The sequence below is a fragment of the Salinibaculum salinum genome, assembly GCF_037645885.1.
Classification (GTDB): Archaea; Halobacteriota; Halobacteria; order Halobacteriales; family Haloarculaceae; genus Salinibaculum; species Salinibaculum salinum.
Window position 1 is genome coordinate 32,196 of sequence record NZ_JBBENW010000025.1, and the last position, 16,663, is coordinate 48,858.

The 16,663-nt window shown below is 60.6% G+C and carries 19 protein-coding genes and 1 tRNA gene; 9 read left to right on the forward strand and 11 right to left on the reverse strand.

Features of this window, described 5'->3' with window-relative positions; translation table 11 throughout:
• Nucleotides 1-187: 187 nt before the first annotated feature.
• The 3 genes from WDJ60_RS17170 to WDJ60_RS17180 all read left to right on the forward strand — a co-directional run bounded on the left by WDJ60_RS17170 (nt 188) and on the right by WDJ60_RS17180 (nt 2,296).
• Entirely contained in the window at nt 188-1,126 is a 939-nt protein-coding gene (locus WDJ60_RS17170) for a replication factor A (protein WP_340101935.1), read from the forward strand.
• Nucleotides 1,127-1,726, forward strand: coding sequence for an RPA family protein (locus tag WDJ60_RS17175; RefSeq protein WP_340101937.1), 600 nt, complete (start codon nt 1,127-1,129; stop codon nt 1,724-1,726).
• A gap of 120 nt (nt 1,727-1,846) precedes the next feature.
• Nucleotides 1,847-2,296: a DUF8146 domain-containing protein gene (locus tag WDJ60_RS17180; RefSeq protein WP_340101938.1), complete on the forward strand. Its 450-nt coding sequence runs from the start codon at nt 1,847-1,849 to the stop codon at nt 2,294-2,296.
• Between the two features lie 27 nt (nt 2,297-2,323).
• Here WDJ60_RS17180 and WDJ60_RS17185 read toward each other — a convergent pair whose 3' ends face one another.
• Nucleotides 2,324-2,779: a DUF5814 domain-containing protein gene (locus tag WDJ60_RS17185; RefSeq protein ID WP_340101940.1), complete on the reverse strand. Its 456-nt coding sequence runs from the start codon at nt 2,777-2,779 to the stop codon at nt 2,324-2,326.
• 134 nt (nt 2,780-2,913) lie between these two features.
• On the opposite strand from WDJ60_RS17185, the gene WDJ60_RS17190 reads away from it, so the two are divergent.
• A tRNA-His gene (locus WDJ60_RS17190) sits at nt 2,914-2,984 on the forward strand.
• A gap of 285 nt (nt 2,985-3,269) precedes the next feature.
• On the forward strand, nt 3,270-3,938 hold the full coding sequence (locus WDJ60_RS17195) for an HNH endonuclease (RefSeq protein WP_340101941.1): 669 nt from the start codon (nt 3,270-3,272) through the stop codon (nt 3,936-3,938).
• A gap of 44 nt (nt 3,939-3,982) precedes the next feature.
• Here the strand turns inward: WDJ60_RS17195 and WDJ60_RS17200 are convergent, their stop codons facing one another.
• From WDJ60_RS17200 to WDJ60_RS17210, 3 genes are all read right to left on the reverse strand, one after another.
• Nucleotides 3,983-4,114 carry a hypothetical protein gene (locus WDJ60_RS17200; protein ID WP_340101942.1) on the reverse strand — a complete coding sequence of 44 codons (132 nt, stop codon included), beginning with the start codon at nt 4,112-4,114 and terminating at the stop codon, nt 3,983-3,985.
• A 128-nt stretch (nt 4,115-4,242) separates the two neighbouring features.
• Nucleotides 4,243-4,662 carry an ester cyclase gene (locus WDJ60_RS17205; RefSeq protein WP_340101944.1) on the reverse strand — a complete coding sequence of 140 codons (420 nt, stop codon included), beginning with the start codon at nt 4,660-4,662 and terminating at the stop codon, nt 4,243-4,245.
• Between the two features lie 42 nt (nt 4,663-4,704).
• Complete coding sequence (locus WDJ60_RS17210) at nt 4,705-5,898, reverse strand: CBS domain-containing protein (protein WP_340101945.1); 1,194 nt, start codon at nt 5,896-5,898, stop codon at nt 4,705-4,707.
• A 185-nt stretch (nt 5,899-6,083) separates the two neighbouring features.
• Between WDJ60_RS17210 and WDJ60_RS17215 the strand changes: the two genes are divergently transcribed.
• The 4 genes from WDJ60_RS17215 (at nt 6,084) to WDJ60_RS17230 (ending at nt 11,445) form a co-directional block, all read left to right on the forward strand.
• A complete protein-coding gene (locus WDJ60_RS17215) occupies nt 6,084-6,476 on the forward strand; it encodes a cupin domain-containing protein (protein WP_340101946.1) in 393 nt (130 codons plus the stop codon).
• Between the two features lie 70 nt (nt 6,477-6,546).
• Entirely contained in the window at nt 6,547-8,586 is a 2,040-nt protein-coding gene (locus WDJ60_RS17220) for a DEAD/DEAH box helicase (protein WP_340101948.1), read from the forward strand.
• Between the two features lie 81 nt (nt 8,587-8,667).
• Nucleotides 8,668-10,527, forward strand: coding sequence for an SLC13 family permease (locus WDJ60_RS17225; protein WP_340101960.1), 1,860 nt, complete (start codon nt 8,668-8,670; stop codon nt 10,525-10,527).
• A 30-nt stretch (nt 10,528-10,557) separates the two neighbouring features.
• On the forward strand, nt 10,558-11,445 hold the full coding sequence (locus WDJ60_RS17230; protein WP_340101949.1) for a prenyltransferase: 888 nt from the start codon (nt 10,558-10,560) through the stop codon (nt 11,443-11,445).
• Here WDJ60_RS17230 and WDJ60_RS17235 read toward each other — a convergent pair.
• From WDJ60_RS17235 to WDJ60_RS17265, 7 genes are all read right to left on the reverse strand, one after another.
• On the reverse strand, nt 11,442-12,140 hold the full coding sequence (locus WDJ60_RS17235; RefSeq protein ID WP_340101950.1) for a hypothetical protein: 699 nt from the start codon (nt 12,138-12,140) through the stop codon (nt 11,442-11,444). The two genes, WDJ60_RS17230 and WDJ60_RS17235, sit on opposite strands and share 4 nt — an antisense overlap.
• 415 nt (nt 12,141-12,555) lie before the next feature.
• Nucleotides 12,556-13,617, reverse strand: coding sequence for a hypothetical protein (locus WDJ60_RS17240; protein WP_340101951.1), 1,062 nt, complete (start codon nt 13,615-13,617; stop codon nt 12,556-12,558).
• Nucleotides 13,618-14,132: 515 nt separating this feature from the next.
• Nucleotides 14,133-14,420, reverse strand: a complete 288-nt coding sequence (locus tag WDJ60_RS17245; protein WP_340101953.1) for a type II toxin-antitoxin system RelE family toxin — start codon at nt 14,418-14,420, stop codon at nt 14,133-14,135.
• Nucleotides 14,410-14,706, reverse strand: a complete 297-nt coding sequence (locus tag WDJ60_RS17250; RefSeq protein ID WP_340101954.1) for a ribbon-helix-helix domain-containing protein — start codon at nt 14,704-14,706, stop codon at nt 14,410-14,412. The genes WDJ60_RS17245 and WDJ60_RS17250 overlap by 11 nt, the downstream gene beginning before the upstream one ends.
• Before the next feature lie 170 nt (nt 14,707-14,876).
• Entirely contained in the window at nt 14,877-15,740 is an 864-nt protein-coding gene (locus tag WDJ60_RS17255) for a hypothetical protein (RefSeq protein ID WP_340101955.1), read from the reverse strand.
• Between the two features lie 155 nt (nt 15,741-15,895).
• Nucleotides 15,896-16,084 carry a hypothetical protein gene (locus WDJ60_RS17260; protein WP_340101957.1) on the reverse strand — a complete coding sequence of 63 codons (189 nt, stop codon included), beginning with the start codon at nt 16,082-16,084 and terminating at the stop codon, nt 15,896-15,898.
• Between the two features lie 220 nt (nt 16,085-16,304).
• The coding region (locus tag WDJ60_RS17265; RefSeq protein ID WP_340101958.1) for a transposase at nt 16,305-16,663 on the reverse strand (359 nt) is incomplete at its 5' end.

The following is a 16,663-nucleotide window of genomic DNA, read 5'->3' on the forward strand; positions in this document are numbered from 1 at the left end:
CCGGCGCACACTAAATCCCGTCGGCGACTGTGCAGCCAACCGAAGCGTGGGCGACACCAGGGTACTTACGTCGGTCGGTCACCGCCCGACGGCTCCACTTTCACCCCGCCTACGGAACTTTTTATATCAGGGGGAATCAAACAGCGTATGTCTCCCATCGAAAACAACGCGGAGACAGTGAACACCAATGACTGAGACAGATTTGCGTACCCACGCAGAGGAGATACACGACCAGTTTTCCGACCGCCTCGACCTCACCGTGGAGGGGGTCCAAGAGCGACTCGAGACGCTCGTCAACGAGTACAAAGTGCCCGTCAGCGAGGCACGACGCAGCGTCACCAATACCTATCTCGACGACGCGGGTATGGACCGCGACGACCTGATGGGTGGCGGGGGCAACGAGACGAAGGAAGTCACGGACATCGACGCCGCCGAGGAGTGGATAGACATCACCGCGAAGGTCGTCGAACTCTGGGACGCCCGGAGCGACGCCGTCGCACAGGTGGGACTGCTCGGTGACGAGACAGGAACTGTGAAGTTCACCAAGTGGTCGAAATCCGACCTCCCCGAACTCGAGGAAGGCAACGTCTACAGCCTTCGAAACGTCGTCACCGACGAGTACGAGGGCCGGTTCTCGGTGAAGCTCAACCGGACGACGACCATCGAAGAACTCGACGAGGACATCGAAGTCGGCGACGACAGTATCGAAGTCGAAGGCGCGCTCGTCGACATCCAGTCCGGGTCGGGACTCATCAAGCGCTGTCCCGAGGAGGACTGTACGCGCGTCCTCCAGAACGGCCGTTGCAGCGAACACGGGGAAGTCGAAGGCGAGTTCGACCTCCGTATCAAGGGCGTGCTGGACGACGGCGACAGCGTCCACGAGGTCATCTTCGACCAGGAAGCCACGGAGAACCTCACCGGCATCCAGCTCGAAGAGGCAAAGGAGATGGCGATGGACGCACTCGACACCTCCGTCGTCGCCGACGAGATGCGCGAGAAGACGCTGGGGCGGTACTACCGCGTGACCGGGCCGACGCTCGGTCGATACGTCCTGGCGAACGAAACCGAACAGCTGACCGACGCAGTCGACCCTGAAGCCGCCCTCATCAAAGCGAGGTCGATCTAAATGGCGAGTACACCAACCCGCGAAGTCGCCCGCCGGGTCTTCGCACGCGAGTTCAACGACGCAACGTACACCTTCAAAGAGAGCGACGACGAGCGCGCACCCGTCTACGTCCTCCTGCCGACCGGGCAGCGAGCGAACCGCGTGTTCATCGTCGGCACGCTCACCGAAACCGAGGACGTGGGCGAGGACTCCGAATACTGGCAGGGCCGGGTCGTCGATCCGAACGGTGACACCTTCTTCACCTACGCCGGCCAGTACCAGCCCGACGCCGCCTCAATGCTCCGGGAACTCGAACCGCCAGCCTACGTCGCCGTCGTGGGCAAACCCCGGACCTACGAAACCGACGAGGGCGAAGTGAACGTCTCTGTCCGTCCCGAATCCATCAACGAAGTCGGCGACGGGGAACGCGACCGCTGGGTCGTCGAGACGGCAGAACGGACCATCGAACGGATTCAGGCGTTCGAACAGAACGACACCGCCGACGAGTACGTCGAGATGGCCCACGAGCAGTACGACCGCCCCGTCGAGAACTACAAGCGGATGGTCGAAGACGCCCTCGAGAGTCTCGAAGGCGAACAGGCCGAAGCCAGCGCAGACTGACCGCCAGGCCATCTCTGCAATTGCTAGACCCGCCGCCGTCCAGTTTTTTCCGCACGTGTCAGTTTCGTGTAATCGTCTGACAAACCGTTAAGTGGACGGAGCGACGACAGGACGCTAGCAATGGGCAACAAAAACAAAACAATCTCCTTTCGCGTCAGCCAGGAGAAGTTCGAGACGCTCCGGGATATTGCGGAGGAGCGTGACATCTCGCTGTCTGCCGTCTTCCGGGACTACGTGGACATGCTCGTTGCCCACGACGGCCAGGTCGAAGTCGTCCCAGAACACGAGGTCAGCGAATCCAGCGGCTCCGCCAGCGACACGGCCGAAACCTTCCCGCCGAAGGTCGAGGTACCCAAGAGTTTCGTCCGCGAACACGAGCGACTGGAACTGGAGGCCGAACACCTCCGCGAACAACTCGAAGAGCACAAACGCTACGTGACGAAGCTCCGTCAGGAACTCGACGAGGCCGACCAGGAGGATGTCGTCCAGCTCGAAGACCTGGATGGCGAAGAGGAGGATGGCGAGCCCTCCTACCGTATCGGCAGCAGCTTCGACGAATCGAACTTCTGACCGCGACTGTTCTGGGGTATGCCCGTTTTACCGGACTAAATTCCCACGGAGCTGCTGGGCCTGTTTTGCCGCGTCGTGGTGACCCTCGACATCCGCGAGCGTCTCGACTGCTTCGAGCGTCCGGACGCTGTTGTCGAGAAAGGAGAGTACGTCGCCCGGATACGCATAGAGCATGTAGTCGTCGCCCATCACGTCGACGATAGCGTCGGGACCGAGCCCCTGCTCGCGCAGTTCCAGCAGGTAGCGGACGAACTTTTCCTCGGCACAGCCACAGTGGGGGTTGGCCTGGCAGTCACAGTCCAGAAAGTCCTCTGCGAAGTCGAGAACGCGGTCCTGTGTGGCGTCGTCGAGTTTGGCCAGCCCCTCGCCCTGAAAGAGAATGTCCAGCGTCGCCCCGGAGAAGGCACTCTTGGGGAACGAGGTCTCGATCTGGGAGACGAGTTGCTGGTGGTTCTTGATGTAGATTTTGTCCGTGATGGCCACGCGTACCCAGCAGTAAGGGGTTGAGGGGCAAAAGCCCCTCGAAAGGGTGTGTGAGACTGTGACGCCACCCCTGAGAGTCGTAACGTAACGTATTTCAGGTACCACAGTCCTATATCCAGATGCGTCTCAGCGTGTCCGGGCTGGGGTAGTGGTATCCTTTGGGCCTGTGGCGCCCAAGAGGCGGGTTCAATTCCCGCGCCTGGACTTGTTATATCCTCAACACAAATTGAGCGGGAGAGACATCGGTGCTGTTTTACTTTCACTCCGGTACGCAGACATTCTAGTATCAACCAGAGGAAATTCAAAACTGATGACAAACTACAGGTGTCCAATGTGTGAGTCGCAGTTCGGTAGCAGACGGGGACTAGGAGTACATCACAGTTCTGTCCACGGCAAGCGATTGCCGAATCGTGACTGTGCAAAATGTGGGGTGCAATTTTACAGTGAGTACAAAAAGAAATACTGTTCAGACGAGTGTCGAGACGCAGCCGTGACGTACGAAGGGATGGACAATCCGAACTACCGTGGTGGGAAAGAGACAACTAGTTGTGATTTGTGCGGGGCCTCGTTCGAGTATTACCCATCAGAAAATGAAGGATTGTACTGTCCAGACTGTGTTGAGACAGAGCAGTGGCGCGAACAGCCGCCACTGGAAGGGGATAATAATCCCCAGTGGAAAGGAGGGAAACTGAAGCTCGAATGCGCGGCCTGTAATGAGTCAGTCCGGCGATACCCGAGCGACGTAACCGGCGAAGTAACTGTCTGTGACCGAGATTGTCTCAGCGACTGGCTCTCTGCGGAGTTCACCGGCGACGGCCACCCAAACTGGAAGGGTGGCGACACGGGCAACTACGGTCCGGGGTGGAACCGCGTCCGACGGGAGGCGCTGGAACGAGACGGTCACGAATGCGTACTCTGTGGGGCGACAAAAGCCGACATCAGCCGCAATCCGGACGTTCACCACATCGTCCCGGTGCGGGTGTTCGCAGAGAGCGACGGATGCGAAAAGACCGACGCACACCGTCTTGACAACGTCATTTCGCTGTGTCTCCCCTGCCACCGAAAGGCCGACTTCGGACAGGTATCGAAAGAGCGTCTCTGGGGTGAACTCGGTGTAGAATCCGACGACCGGCCACTGAGCAGCGGAAGCACAGCCTGAGCTACCCGGATCGCATTCGCTAAAAAGATACCGTGGTCTCTCGCTCAGAACTCCTGAACAGCGAGCCACGCTTCGTCGTCCTCCGGCTCACGCTCCGTCCGTTTTCGCCGGCCTGTCAGACGAGTGCGCTCGTCCGTCTCTCCCTCCGTCTTTCGGACATGTGGAATTGGTCGCATCGCACTGTATGCCAACAACCCTCATTCGCATATACGTTCGTATCAGTTTCTCTGGCAAATAGTCTGGAATAAACGTCAAGAAATTCAACAGGAGTTTCCAAGAGAGTGTCCAGACAGAACGGCGGCTTTCAGACGACACCGAGTTGCTGGAACATCCCGAAACGGTCGAAGACGAGCGTGTACTCGTCGATGAGGCCATCCTCGAGTGTGGCAACGCCGACGCCTTTCGCTTCGAAGGATACCCCTGTCGGCGGGATGTCTGCGAGTTCGTCCTTCTGGGTGCCGCGGACGACGTACTCGAACGTGATCTCGTCACCGCCGACGACAGTCTCAGTGATGTCGGCTTCGAGGTCGGGGACGGCCTCTTGCCACATTCTGGCCTGGTCGACGAGGTCCTCGACAGTGCCATCCTCGATACCAGCAGTGGAGTAGATCGCGTCATCGGTGTAGAACTGGTGTGTTTTCTCGACATCGCCCCGGTTCAACGTCTCGATACAGCCCAGATGGACGAGCGTCTCGGGGTCGAGGTCGGACGGGTCTTTACTCATACAGAGAGGGTACACCAGCGCGCGTTATCAGTGTGCTGGCTTTCAGGGCTGAGACTGCCAGCCGTCGGTCTCACCCGCCTCAGTCGAGGGTTTATCGAACTGTCCACTCGTTTTGATAATCGACAGGGCGGTCATGATATCCGTGCGAGTCAACAGCCCCGCGAACTCCTCGTCGGCGACGATGAGTCGGCCGATGCTGTTCTCCTGCATCTCCGTGAGTGCCTCCATGACATCGGCCGCCGGGTGAACAGTGTGGATGTCCCTCGACATCACGTCGCCGACGGTGTAGGCTTCCTGCTCGACATCCCTGACTGCACGTGCGTCCTCCAGCGTGACGATACCGACGATCTCACCGTCTCGTTCGACCGGGTAGCCGGTGTGCCGATACGCGAGCATCTTCTCGACGAGCGTGGCGACCGAGGTGTCCTCGTCGACCGTCTCGACCCGGTCGGCCGGCGTCATGATGTCGGCGACGACGACGCCTTCAAAGGCCGCGCGCATGATGGTCTGCTGGGCTTCGCTGGACGCGCCGATGTAGATGAAGAAGGCAAGCGCAATCAGGAAGGGGTTGAACACGACGAACACGCCAGCCAGTCCGAGGAAGATAGCGAACACCTTGCCGACCTCCGCAGCAATCTTCGTCGCCTGTGCGTACGGACGGTTCCGAACGAGCAACGCCCGCAGGACGCGCCCACCGTCCATCGGAAATCCCGGAAGCATGTTGAACACCGCCAGCGCGACGTTCATCACGGCCAGATACCCCAGCAGGAATCGAGTCGCCTCCAGCGCTAGCGTCTCGGACGGCGGCACGAGGAGAAACGCTCCGTAGGAGACGACGCCCAGCGCGACGCTGACGATAGGTCCGGCGATGGCGACGTACAGTTCCTGTTGCCACTCGTCTGGAAATTCCTCAAGTTGAGCGATACCACCGAAAAGCCAGAGCGTAATCGAGTCGATAGCGACGCCGTAGCGCATCGCCACCAGCGAGTGGCCCAGTTCGTGGAGAACGATACCAGCGAAGAGGCCGAGCGCAGCCGTCAGCCCGAGTATCCACGAGACCGGCGGGTCCGAGAGCGGAGCCGGGTCGATGTTGGCTGTCCAGAACTGGTTGAGCATTCCCGTCCAGGTTTCGACCTGTATCGCGATGACGAAGGCAAACAGCGGGAGGACGAGCAGGAAGGTCAGGTCCAGTTTGATAGGGATGCCGAAGGCCGAACCGATACGAAACCGGCGCATACCCGAACCTACGACTGGCGTACTCTTAAAGCGTGGTTCGACGGCAGTGTGGAACGACCCGTTCCGGCGACACTGCTTATACTGTCGGACGTAAGCCTTTCAAGAATTTCGCCACCCCGGGGTGGCGAATATCTTTACGAAGTTACGTCCAACAGTATTAGCCGCTCGCCATCGAACGGCACTCCATGAGCGATTCAGACCACAACCACGCCGAACGAGGACTGCTTCGCCGTCACGATGACATCGAGTACGAGCCCGTTGACGCTGCCGCTGGCCTCGAAAAAGGAATCCTCATCAACGAAACGCACGGCGCACCGAATGTCGCGCTCCGGCGCTTTACGCTGGCTGTCGGCGGCGAAGTGCCGAGACACACGAACGACATCGAGCACGAACAGTACGTCCTCAGTGGAGAGTACGTCGTGGGTATCGGAGAGGAGGAGTACACCGTCAGCGCTGGCGATGCCATCCACATCCCCGCCGGCGTCGTTCACTGGTACCGCAACGATGGAGACGAAGAGGGAGCGTTCATCTGTGCTGTGCCGACCGGTGACGACGATATTCGTCTGGTCGAGGACTGAGAGTCAGAGCAGCCCGTCTGACAGTGCTGCTCCGAGCAACTGAAGTACCGCCCACCGCGTAGCACTGACTGTGTCACAGCAGGTCGCTCGCGTGGACACGCTCTTTCTCCACGAAGACGGCGACGACTACCGCGTGGTCGTCCAGCGCGACGGAGACCGAGTGTTCCACGGCCGCCTCGAACTCAAGCAGATAGACGCCGGTCCCCGACCGGCCCGACTCCGGGTCATCGACGGCACCAGCGAGGAGCTCCGCAGCCCCGACGAGTTCGTCGAACTCGCCCGGCGAGCCGGTCGTATCCGTATCTCCGAACAGACCTCCGTCCACGGCCGCAACCGACTGCGCGCGATGCTCGACGCCTACCAGCTCGACGCGAAGGTCGTCCGAACGTGCCGGTTCTGTGCCAGAGACGGTCGCTACTCACCCATCACCGCCGAGACGGCAATCAGCGCCGACCAGGAGGAGATCTGTCCGGACTGCGCCCGCGAGCGCCTGGACAAGGAACTCGCCTACCACGGCTCGATTACCGGCGACGCCCGCGCACGCCTCGAAGAGCTCCTCCTCGACGTACAGGACTTAGACCGCATCGAGAACCTCCTGAAAGGCGAACTCGACCCCGACCTGACGAAGTTCGACGAGATTAGCGCCACCGTCGAGGACGTCGACCCCGTCCCGACCAGCGACCTCAGTCTCCACCCCGGCATCCAGTCGAAACTGGAATCGCGATTCGATACGCTCCTGCCGGTCCAGAGTCTCGCAGTCGCCAACGGCGCGACCGACGGACAGGACCAGCTCGTCGTGAGCGCAACGGCGACGGGAAAGACGCTCGTCGGCGAGATGGCCGGCCTCGACCGGGCGCTCAACGGCAAGGGGAAGCTCCTCTTTCTGGTCCCGCTCGTCGCACTGGCAAACCAGAAGTACGGGGAGTTCGAGGAGCGCTACGGCGACATCGCCGACGTGACCCTCCGCGTCGGTGCGAGCCGCATCAACGACGACGGCAATCGCTTCGACCCCGACGCCGACATCATCGTCGGTACCTACGAAGGTATCGACCACTCGCTCCGGGTCGGCCGCGACCTGGGCGACATCGGGACTGTCGTCATCGACGAGGTCCACACCCTCGGTGAGGACGAACGGGGCCACCGTCTGGATGGGCTGATTGCCCGGCTGAAATACTACTGTCGGCAGTTGAGCACGGGTGACACGCAGTGGATTTATCTCTCGGCGACGGTGGGCAATCCCAAGCGGCTGGCCGCTGCGCTCGAAGCGACGCTCATCGAGTTCGAGGAGCGACCCGTTCCCATCGAACGACACGTCACCTTCGCGGAGGGCCGCGAGAAGTTAAATATCGAGAACAAACTCGTCAGGCGCGCGTTCGACACGAAATCGAGCAAGGGCTACCGTGGCCAGACCATCATCTTCACCAATTCCAGGCGGCGCTGTCACGAGATCTCCCGCAAACTGGAGTACTCATCAGCACCGTACCACGCCGGACTGGACCACAAGCGGCGCAAGCGCGTCGAAGGACAGTTCGCAGACCAGGAACTGGCCGCCGTGGTGACGACGGCCGCACTCGCCGCCGGTGTCGACTTCCCCGCCTCGCAGGTCGTCTTCGACTCGCTGGCGATGGGTATCGAGTGGCTCAGCGTCCAGGAGTTCCACCAGATGCTCGGCCGCGCGGGTCGACCTGACTACCACGACAAGGGCACCGTCTACGTGCTGGTCGAACCGGACGGCGTCTATCACAACTCCCAGGAGATGACCGAAGACGAAGTCGCGTTCAAATTACTGAAGGGTGAGATGGAGTCGGTGACGACCCGCTACGACGAGGAGAGCGCCGTCGCGGAGACGTTGGCGAACATCACCGTCGCCGGCTCCGGCGCGAAGCGACTCAACGAGTCGATGGTCGGTGAGGTACCGACGAAACACGCCCTGGGTAAACTGCTAGAGTACGAGTTTATCGACGGGTTGGAGCCGACCCCGCTCGGGCGTGCGGTGACCCGTCACTTCCTCTCGCCGTCCGACGCCTTTGCCATCCTCGACGGCATCCGAAAGGGCCAGGACGCCTACGACATCGTCGCCCGGATGGAGTTGCGCGACGACGAGCGCTGAGCCGCGACGAGCGCCGCCATCGCTGTCCTTTTTGTCTATCCCCGAGAGTGTCGAGACGTGTCACCCGCAGTTACGCCGGCGATGGGCTTTGTCTTCGTGCTCATTCTCGTGGCGCTGGTTTTCTTCGCCACGGAGCCGGTTCCCGTCGACGTCACTGCGATCGGTATCCTCGTTGCGCTGGTGCTCGTTGACCCACTCACGCAGGCGCTGGCGGATGCGGGCGCACTCACGCAACCGCTGTTCGTCCTCCGGCCAGCCGGGGCCGACCTCTCGGTTGCACTCGACAGCGGTCTCTCTGGCTTTGCCAGCACCGCGACCATCACCGTATTAGCGATGTTCATCCTCTCTGCCGGCGTGCAGCGAACCGGCGTCATCCAGCGACTCGGCCACTTCGTCGCCACACTCACCGGCGACAGCGAGACTCGCCAGCTGGGTGCGACAATCGGCATCGTCAGCCCACTCTCCGGGTTCATCAACAACACCGCTGCCGTCGCTATTCTCCTCCCAATGGTCTCGGACCTCGCCCACCGCGCGAAAAACTCCCCCTCGAAACTGTTACTGCCGCTCTCGTATGCCTCGATGTTCGGCGGCACGCTGACGCTCATCGGCACCTCGACGAACATCCTCGCCAGCGACCTCTTTGCCTCTCTCGAAGGCACTGGCCAGGGCTTTTCGATGTTCGAGTTCACGCAACTCGGTGTCATCCTCACCGTCGTCGGCGCAGCGTATCTGATGACAGTCGGACGGTGGCTCACGCCGGCCCGAATCAAGCCAAGGTCCGACCTCACTGCCGAGTTCGAGATGAGCGAGTACCTCACCGAAGTGGTCGTCCGCGAGGACTCACCGCTGATCGGCCGGACCGTCGCCTCGGCGCTGGCGGAAACTGATCTTGACGTCGACCTGTTGCAGATGATTCGCGAGGACCGCACTTTCATGGAGCCCTTCGGTTCGAAGGTGATTCGGCCGGGCGACGTGTTCGCACTGCGGACCGACCGGGATACGCTGGTCGAACTGCTCGATGTGGACGGTCTCGACCACCTCCCGGAAGCCGAGATTACCGACGCGGAACTCGAAGCCCCAGAAGAGCCCAGCAATCTCGTCGAAGTCGTCGTCGCTCCAGGGTCTGCGCTCGTCCGCGAATCACTCGCGAGCACGAACTTCCGCCAGCGCTACGACGCGGCAGTGCTCGCCATCCGACGCGGTGACGAGGTCATCCACCGCCGGATGGATGACGTGAGGCTCCGCGTCGGAGACACACTGCTCGTCCAGGGCGACACGGCGAGCATCGACCGTCTCAACAACAGCCCCGATTTCATCGTCGCACAGGAGGTCGAACGCCCCAACTTCCGGAAGTCGAAGACGGCCGTCGCCGTCGGCATCGTCGCCGCCGTCGTTCTCGCGGCGGCGGTGACGCCGATTCACATCGCCGCTGCCGCACTCGCCGGCGCACTCGGGATGGTCGTCACCGGCTGTCTCAAACCCACGGAAATCTACGACGCCGTCCAGTGGGACGTTATCTTCCTGCTTGCTGGTGTTATCCCGCTCGGTATCGCGCTCGAAGTGACCGGTGGTGCAACGCTACTCGCGGACGTCGTCGTCCAGTCGGCGGGCCTGTTTCCCCCGCTTGGCGTCCTCGCGCTCGTCTACGTCGTCACCGCGCTCCTGACGAACGTCATCAGCAACAACGCCAGCGTCGTGTTGATGATTCCAGTCGCCTACGAGACGGCTGTCCAGCTCGCTGCTCCTCGGATTTCCTTTGTCCTCGCGGTCACTTTCGCTGCCTCGACGGCCTTCATGACGCCGGTTGGCTACCAGACGAACCTCTTCGTCTACGGCCCCGGTGGGTACCGCTTTACCGACTACGTCCGCGTCGGCGGCCCGCTCCAGTTGCTGTTCGCGGTCGTCACAACGCTCGGCATCGCCGTCTTCTGGGGCGTGTGAGTGAAGATGTATCCACCCCAATACTCGACGATGGCACGGGTAGAGAAGAGTCGCGTCCTCTGGGCCGCCAGCCGCCCGGCACAGTTACTCCTCATCGCGGGCGTCTACGTACTCGGCGTGAAGATTGCAGACGCCAGCGGTGTCACTGTCTCGCTGGCCGCCCTTGTCGTCGGACTCGGTGTGCTCCTGCCGATTGCTGTCAGCGTCCACTACGCCAACGAGTACGCCGACTACGAAACTGATGCGTTGACCGACCGAACCCCCTTCTCCGGCGGGAGCGGCGCTCTCCCCGCCTCCGGTCTCGACCGCCGTGTCGTCCGCCGCGCGGCGGTCTGGCTGCTCGCATTCGGTCTCGGTCTGGCACTCCTGTTCACCGCGAGCGGCGTTCTCCCACCAGTTGCGCTCGCACTGCTCGCACTCATCGCCGTCTTCGGCTGGCAGTACTCGCTCGGCCCGCTCGAACTCGCCTGGCGTGGCTGGGGCGAACTCGACAACGCCGCACTCGGCGGACTCGTCCTCCCAGTCTACGGCGCGGCCGTCGTCGGTGGTCCACTGGGCCACGTTGCGCTCGCTTCGATTCCGTTCTTTCTGGTCGTCCTCCTGAACCTCTTTGCGACCCAGTGGCCCGACCGCGAGGCCGACGCTGCCGTCGGAAAGAACACGCTAGCCGTCCAGTGGCCCCGCCAGCGACTCCGTGCCGTCTACGTCTCCGTTGCACTCCTGGCCGCTGTCGCCGTCGTCGTCCTCCAGCCAACCGTCCTCCCGCGACCAGTCGCACTCGCGAGCGTCGTCGCCGCGCCGCTGCTCGTCGTGGGCGCGCTCGGCTATACGAGACGACACGTCCCCTGGCTGACTGTCACCGCGATGGTCACGCTGGCACTCGCCCAGTTCGCTGCCTGGTGCTGGGTCGCCGTCTAGAAGTGGTGGTCGAGTTCCCGCTTCGTCTCTGCGATGACCGTCTGCTCGGCCCGGCGCATCGACCGCAACGCCTCGTCAGTGTACTCCACCTCGACTGTCGGCAATCCACTACCAAGCAGCGAACCCAGTCCACCGAGAACGTCCCCCGGGTCGAAGCTCGTTTGCATCCGAAACGCGGACCGATGCTCGCGCAGCGGCGACGTGAACGTGAAATGGTCTTCGACGAGTGCCGTCGCCTGCTCGCGGTCGAACGTTGCCGCCGCTGCCTGCCAGAAGTCGTCAGCCTCTGCCTCGACGATGGGCGTCACTGCGTCGCCGAGCCCCTGCTGACGGGCAACTAATCTGTCGTGTAACTCCACTCGCCGTTGGGTTCCGATGTCATCGCGAAGCGCCTCAGCGTAGGAGTCGACCGCCAGCAATTCCTCACGGTAGGCGTTGATGCCCGCGTCGCTCTCGGTGTAATCGAGGACGATGTCGAACTGTGCGAGGATCTGGTCGCGATAGGCGTCGAGTTCCGGCTGGACGACCCGTCGCCACAGCGTCTCGGAGTCTTTCAACAACTGGTCGACAGCTTTCCCACCAGGTCCGCGAACACCCTGTCGAAGCGCCCGGGAGACGCTGAACTGCTCGGCGGTCACCTGGATAGCGTCCTCAACGAACTGCTCGAACCCTGTGCGTGCGGCCTCGCGTGTCACAGCCGTGTGTTGGGCTGGACAGTATTGAGGTTGTGGGCGGGGTTCCGCCCTTTGCGAACACGACGGGCGGTTGCTCAGTGGGAGACGGGTCACTCACGCACCGACCTGTGGAGCTCGTCACAGTGGTTTGCGTTCGAGAGATGGGTCGTGTTCAGCACACTGGCTCGATGCAATATGAACACGACCAGCCGTACGTTCGTGTTCATCTCTGCGTGAGAGTATCGCCTGACGTGCAACCGCTGGGGTTGAAAAGAGTGCCCGACACAACAGGAGATCAGCCAACACAGCGGTCACGTGGAACATCGTGTTACGTTCGTCTGGCTCCAGAACGGAGAATGGAGCCAAATGGCATCTGTGCTCGTCGGGCGCGAATTCGTCGTGGGAATACAGTCGGCGCCGACACCTCAATGCTCCGCTACTCGAATTCGAGGTGCTTCCACTCCGCCCCAGTCGGGTCCTCGGGCGGCTCGAGAGGGCTCGCGCGCAGGTCCGTTTTTGTCGTCGGTTTGTTGTACGCTCGCGGCGCGACGTCGTTTGGCCCGTCAGGGTAGAACAGTGACGCAAGCAGTTGGATATGCCCACGCCCGACACAGAGTTCACACTGCCCGTCGCCGTACATATTGATGTCCTGGTCCTCACAGTACTCGATGGTCTCGAGAAGCGACCGGACGGTTCCGAATCGCGACGGGGCGATTGAACACCAGTTCGGCTCGAACGGCGCGTCACGGAGGTCGGCAACGCTGCGGATTGACCTCCCCCACGAGAGGCGCTCCGCATTCGTCGCGAGAAGGTCGCGAACGTCGTCGGAGACGGCAGGATCTGCCACGACGCCGTCGGGGAACGTCTCGAAGACCCGGTGATAGAGCGCAAAGTCCGGTGCTCGACCGTCGTCGACTCCCTCGGGCTGGTCGTTCAAATCGAGGACGCGGACAGCGTCGGTCTCCGCGAGCGTCGCGAAGGTGTCCGCGGTCCACGCGTCGGTCGGCTGAAGTGCAAACTCGCAGGCAGGGTTGACCGCGAGTATCTCCCCGACTCGAGTCGGGTCTCCGTCCGGGACCGGGGGGCTGGCAACGAACCGAACCGGTGCTCGCTCCCGACCAAAACGGGACGCCAGTGTCGTGTCGTTTTGCTTGAGCGCAAGGTCAAGTGCAGCGCTCTCGACCGCCCAGCGTCGGTACGTTCTCGAGATTTCGTACTCGGGGGGCTTTGTCGGGAAGAGGTCTACAGCCTTGAGTGACTGTGAGAACTCGTCGAAGGTATACTCGCCCGCGAAATCGAACGTCAGTGGCTCGGGCAACGCCTCGTGGTCCACAGGCTCGTGCGTGACGTCTTCGCCGGCGCCGAACTCATCCTCTCCCAGCAGGACGAACGTCGATGTGACGCGAGTCGCCTCACCTGCCATCTCTCGGCAGCGGCTGGTCCGATCTGAGCCCGATATCGTCAGCGGGAGGCCCGCGACGCGATCGTACAGCGTCATGTTGCGAGCCAGTGGGCACACAGAAGCGTCCACCCAACTCCCGTGTCGCCAGTACAATCGAACACACTCGCGGAGGAACGCGACGAGTTGACGTGGTGGGACTGCCTTTCCATTGGGAATAGTATAGTGTAGTAGACGCAAAACCATTTGGTTCTGCTCCCAACTGATATCTGGACAGATACATCTAACGTATCCTTCTCCTGTGTATCCAGCGCGGAGTAACCGTTGTTTTGCAGAAAACGAGGGTTGTTAGAACGGAATCTGTTTCCGGAGGAACGTCCGGTTCCACCAGAGAAGTGTCCCAGAACACGAATCCAAGCCAGCGATAACCTCCGCCAGGAACCGTAACGAATTCTACCCGAGTTCAGGAATGCCATACATAGTAAGCGGTAGAGACCCGAAAACACCCGAAGATGACAATCAAGCCAGAGAGGGACTCGCCGGGGTTTCGACACACCACGTGAAAGAATCGTATTAATCCCGATGTCGCCTTGTGGTTCTAAGCTCAGGTCCAATCAGTCGTCGTCAGCAGTGTAGGCCCCGCTCCGATGTTCGATCCGGTGGACTTCCAGCACTGACCCGGTTCGGTCAAGCGTACAGGCGAGTCGATACTGTCCGACTCGGAGTTTCGAAAATGGCCCGCCAGTGAGCGGGTCGAGGAACTCGTCGGGTTCGCGCCATTCTGACTCGACAACCTCGTCGAGTTTCGAGACGAGACGGTCCTGTGCGTGCGGGTCGAGCGAGTCGAACTGGTCCACAGCCTGTAGCGTGAATTTCCACGTCCAGTTGTCTTCACTCGGCATCCTCGTCCCGGTCCATCATCTCGACGACTTCTTCGCGCGACACGAGTTCAGCGTTGCCCGAGCGAAGGTCGTGTTCGCTCGCCGCGACCTGTTTCCAGCCTTCTCTGGAGAATTCGGGGTGTTTTACCGCGTCTCGGGCCGCATAGCGGAGGAACTCACTCCGAGAGTTGAATCCCTGCTCCTGCCACGTCGAGTCGATATCGTCGAGAAACGCCTTACTGAGCCGGAGATTGATTTGCACCATCTCGGGGCCGTCATCTCCCGTACTCGTGTCTGCGTCGGACATATACACATGCTATGCTCTCGTATATACCTAAACCTTGCTGCGGCACAGTGCTCAGAAAATGAGTCGAGAGAAGCCCTGTGAACGCGGACCCCACTGAAGAGCTGGAATCAGACTCCCGAATCAGTCAGTACAGAATAAATATAGACCACTCTGTAGCCGCAGGGTTTAATTCAGGCTTCCTCGTTCTGTTGGTATTCCTCGTAGAAGGCCACTGACAGACCTGACAGGAAAAATAAGACGACTGCGATGAGATGGCTTGGTTGCGTGTTCAACCAGAGCGACTGTTGATGGAGTCGGACCAGACTGAGTAGTGGCGGCAGAGCGTACACGGACACTCCTGCCAGGAGCATCAGCGGAGTGTACACCTTCGAGCGGGCATAGCTAACCAACCCGTACAGGGTGAGTGCGAGTCCGCTGATGACGAACAACCCGAAGAGTATCGTGCTCCCAAATGCTAACCCGCCAGGTCCTTGGATGGTAAAATGATAGACTGTGTCGTTTTTGATAATATAGTAGTTCCCATTCTCAACACGATTATTCCCTTGAGGAGGGTAGAAGTCACCAGAATCTCCCGGTCCGGCAGAAAACTCCTGCGGCACGTCCTGATTGAGAGTAATCTCATTATTTGGACTGTCGAGTGTCACAGACACGATTGCTTTCCCGCGCGGAGAGAGGCGTTCAAAATCGAACGTGACGTCAGTACAGTCTCTAACGCTGACAGTCTGGTTGGCGCCTGAATTCTCCTCTGTGTATACACAGAATGAGTTGTCTCCGTGTCGAACCAGGGTTGCGCTGTTCGGACTGAACTCATCAGGAACGTCTTCGACGGTGACTGGACCAGAACCACTGCCCTCCTCGACGATACGTTGGGCGTCTGCTGGCAGTTCAGCGAAACTTGCAACTGCTGTTTCTGTCTGGTCAACAGAATACCCGTTCGTCGGGCCAATCCAGAAAATCCCTGACGCACAGAGAGTCACCCCAACAAGAATCAAGCAAAGAGCAGGCAGTCGCTCTCGCGGAGGGAAAGAAACCATACTCTGTCATGCCCGATATCCCCGCAAATGTCTTGTGGTCACCACCATCTAATCGCTCACTCCGCACGCTTAGTGACCGGTGTTCCATCCAGATTCGGACAACTGCTCAATAGAGAGGAGACAGTGACAAACACCTTAGTGACACAAGACATTTACTATAACTCATCTATCACTGGATTGTAGTGAACCAACCCGCTCTCAGACGTGTCCCCGGGCTGCTCGTTCTCGGGCTCGGGATCGCGGTTGTCCTCGTCGCTGCCGTCCAGTTGTTCCCGCTGATGTTCGGTCCAACACACGAGTTTGTCGTTGAAGACGCGCCAGACATGGAGCAGCGGGCCGCTCATTTCGAGACCCTCTCACCGGAGGGCCAGACCATCACAGCGCAGACAGTCGCGTCCGGCCATCTGGTGACAACCCGAAAGCCGCCTGCGTACACTGACAATGGGACATACTACATCCGCATCGATAGGAGCTACCGGGGAATTAGATTCGTCCAGTCCGGGACACGCACAGTTCCAAACGAGACCCGCCGCCAACCGGTCTATACTTACTTGACTTCGCACGTTAGACGAAGATACCCTCGATTTCTTGCATTAGCTCGTCGGTGCTTCGGTTCGGGCTATTCAGTGCCCAGGAGATGAGGTTCTCGACGCCTTCGCGGAAGGATCGTTTGATATCGGCACGTAGCGACGCTGCATGACCGAGAATCGTTCCAAGAGCGCTGTGTGCAGCACCCAGCTTAAGGAGGCTGTAGGCCAGCATCAGCAGGTGCCAGTGCCGACTGGCACCTGCGGCATGCCGGAGCTCGCAGTCACCAAAACCGAGGTCCTGCTTGGTGTCTCTGAAGAACGTCTCGATGCGCCATCTCATCGCGTACAACTCGATGAGATGGCTCGCGGGCGCGTCGATTTTGTTCGACACGA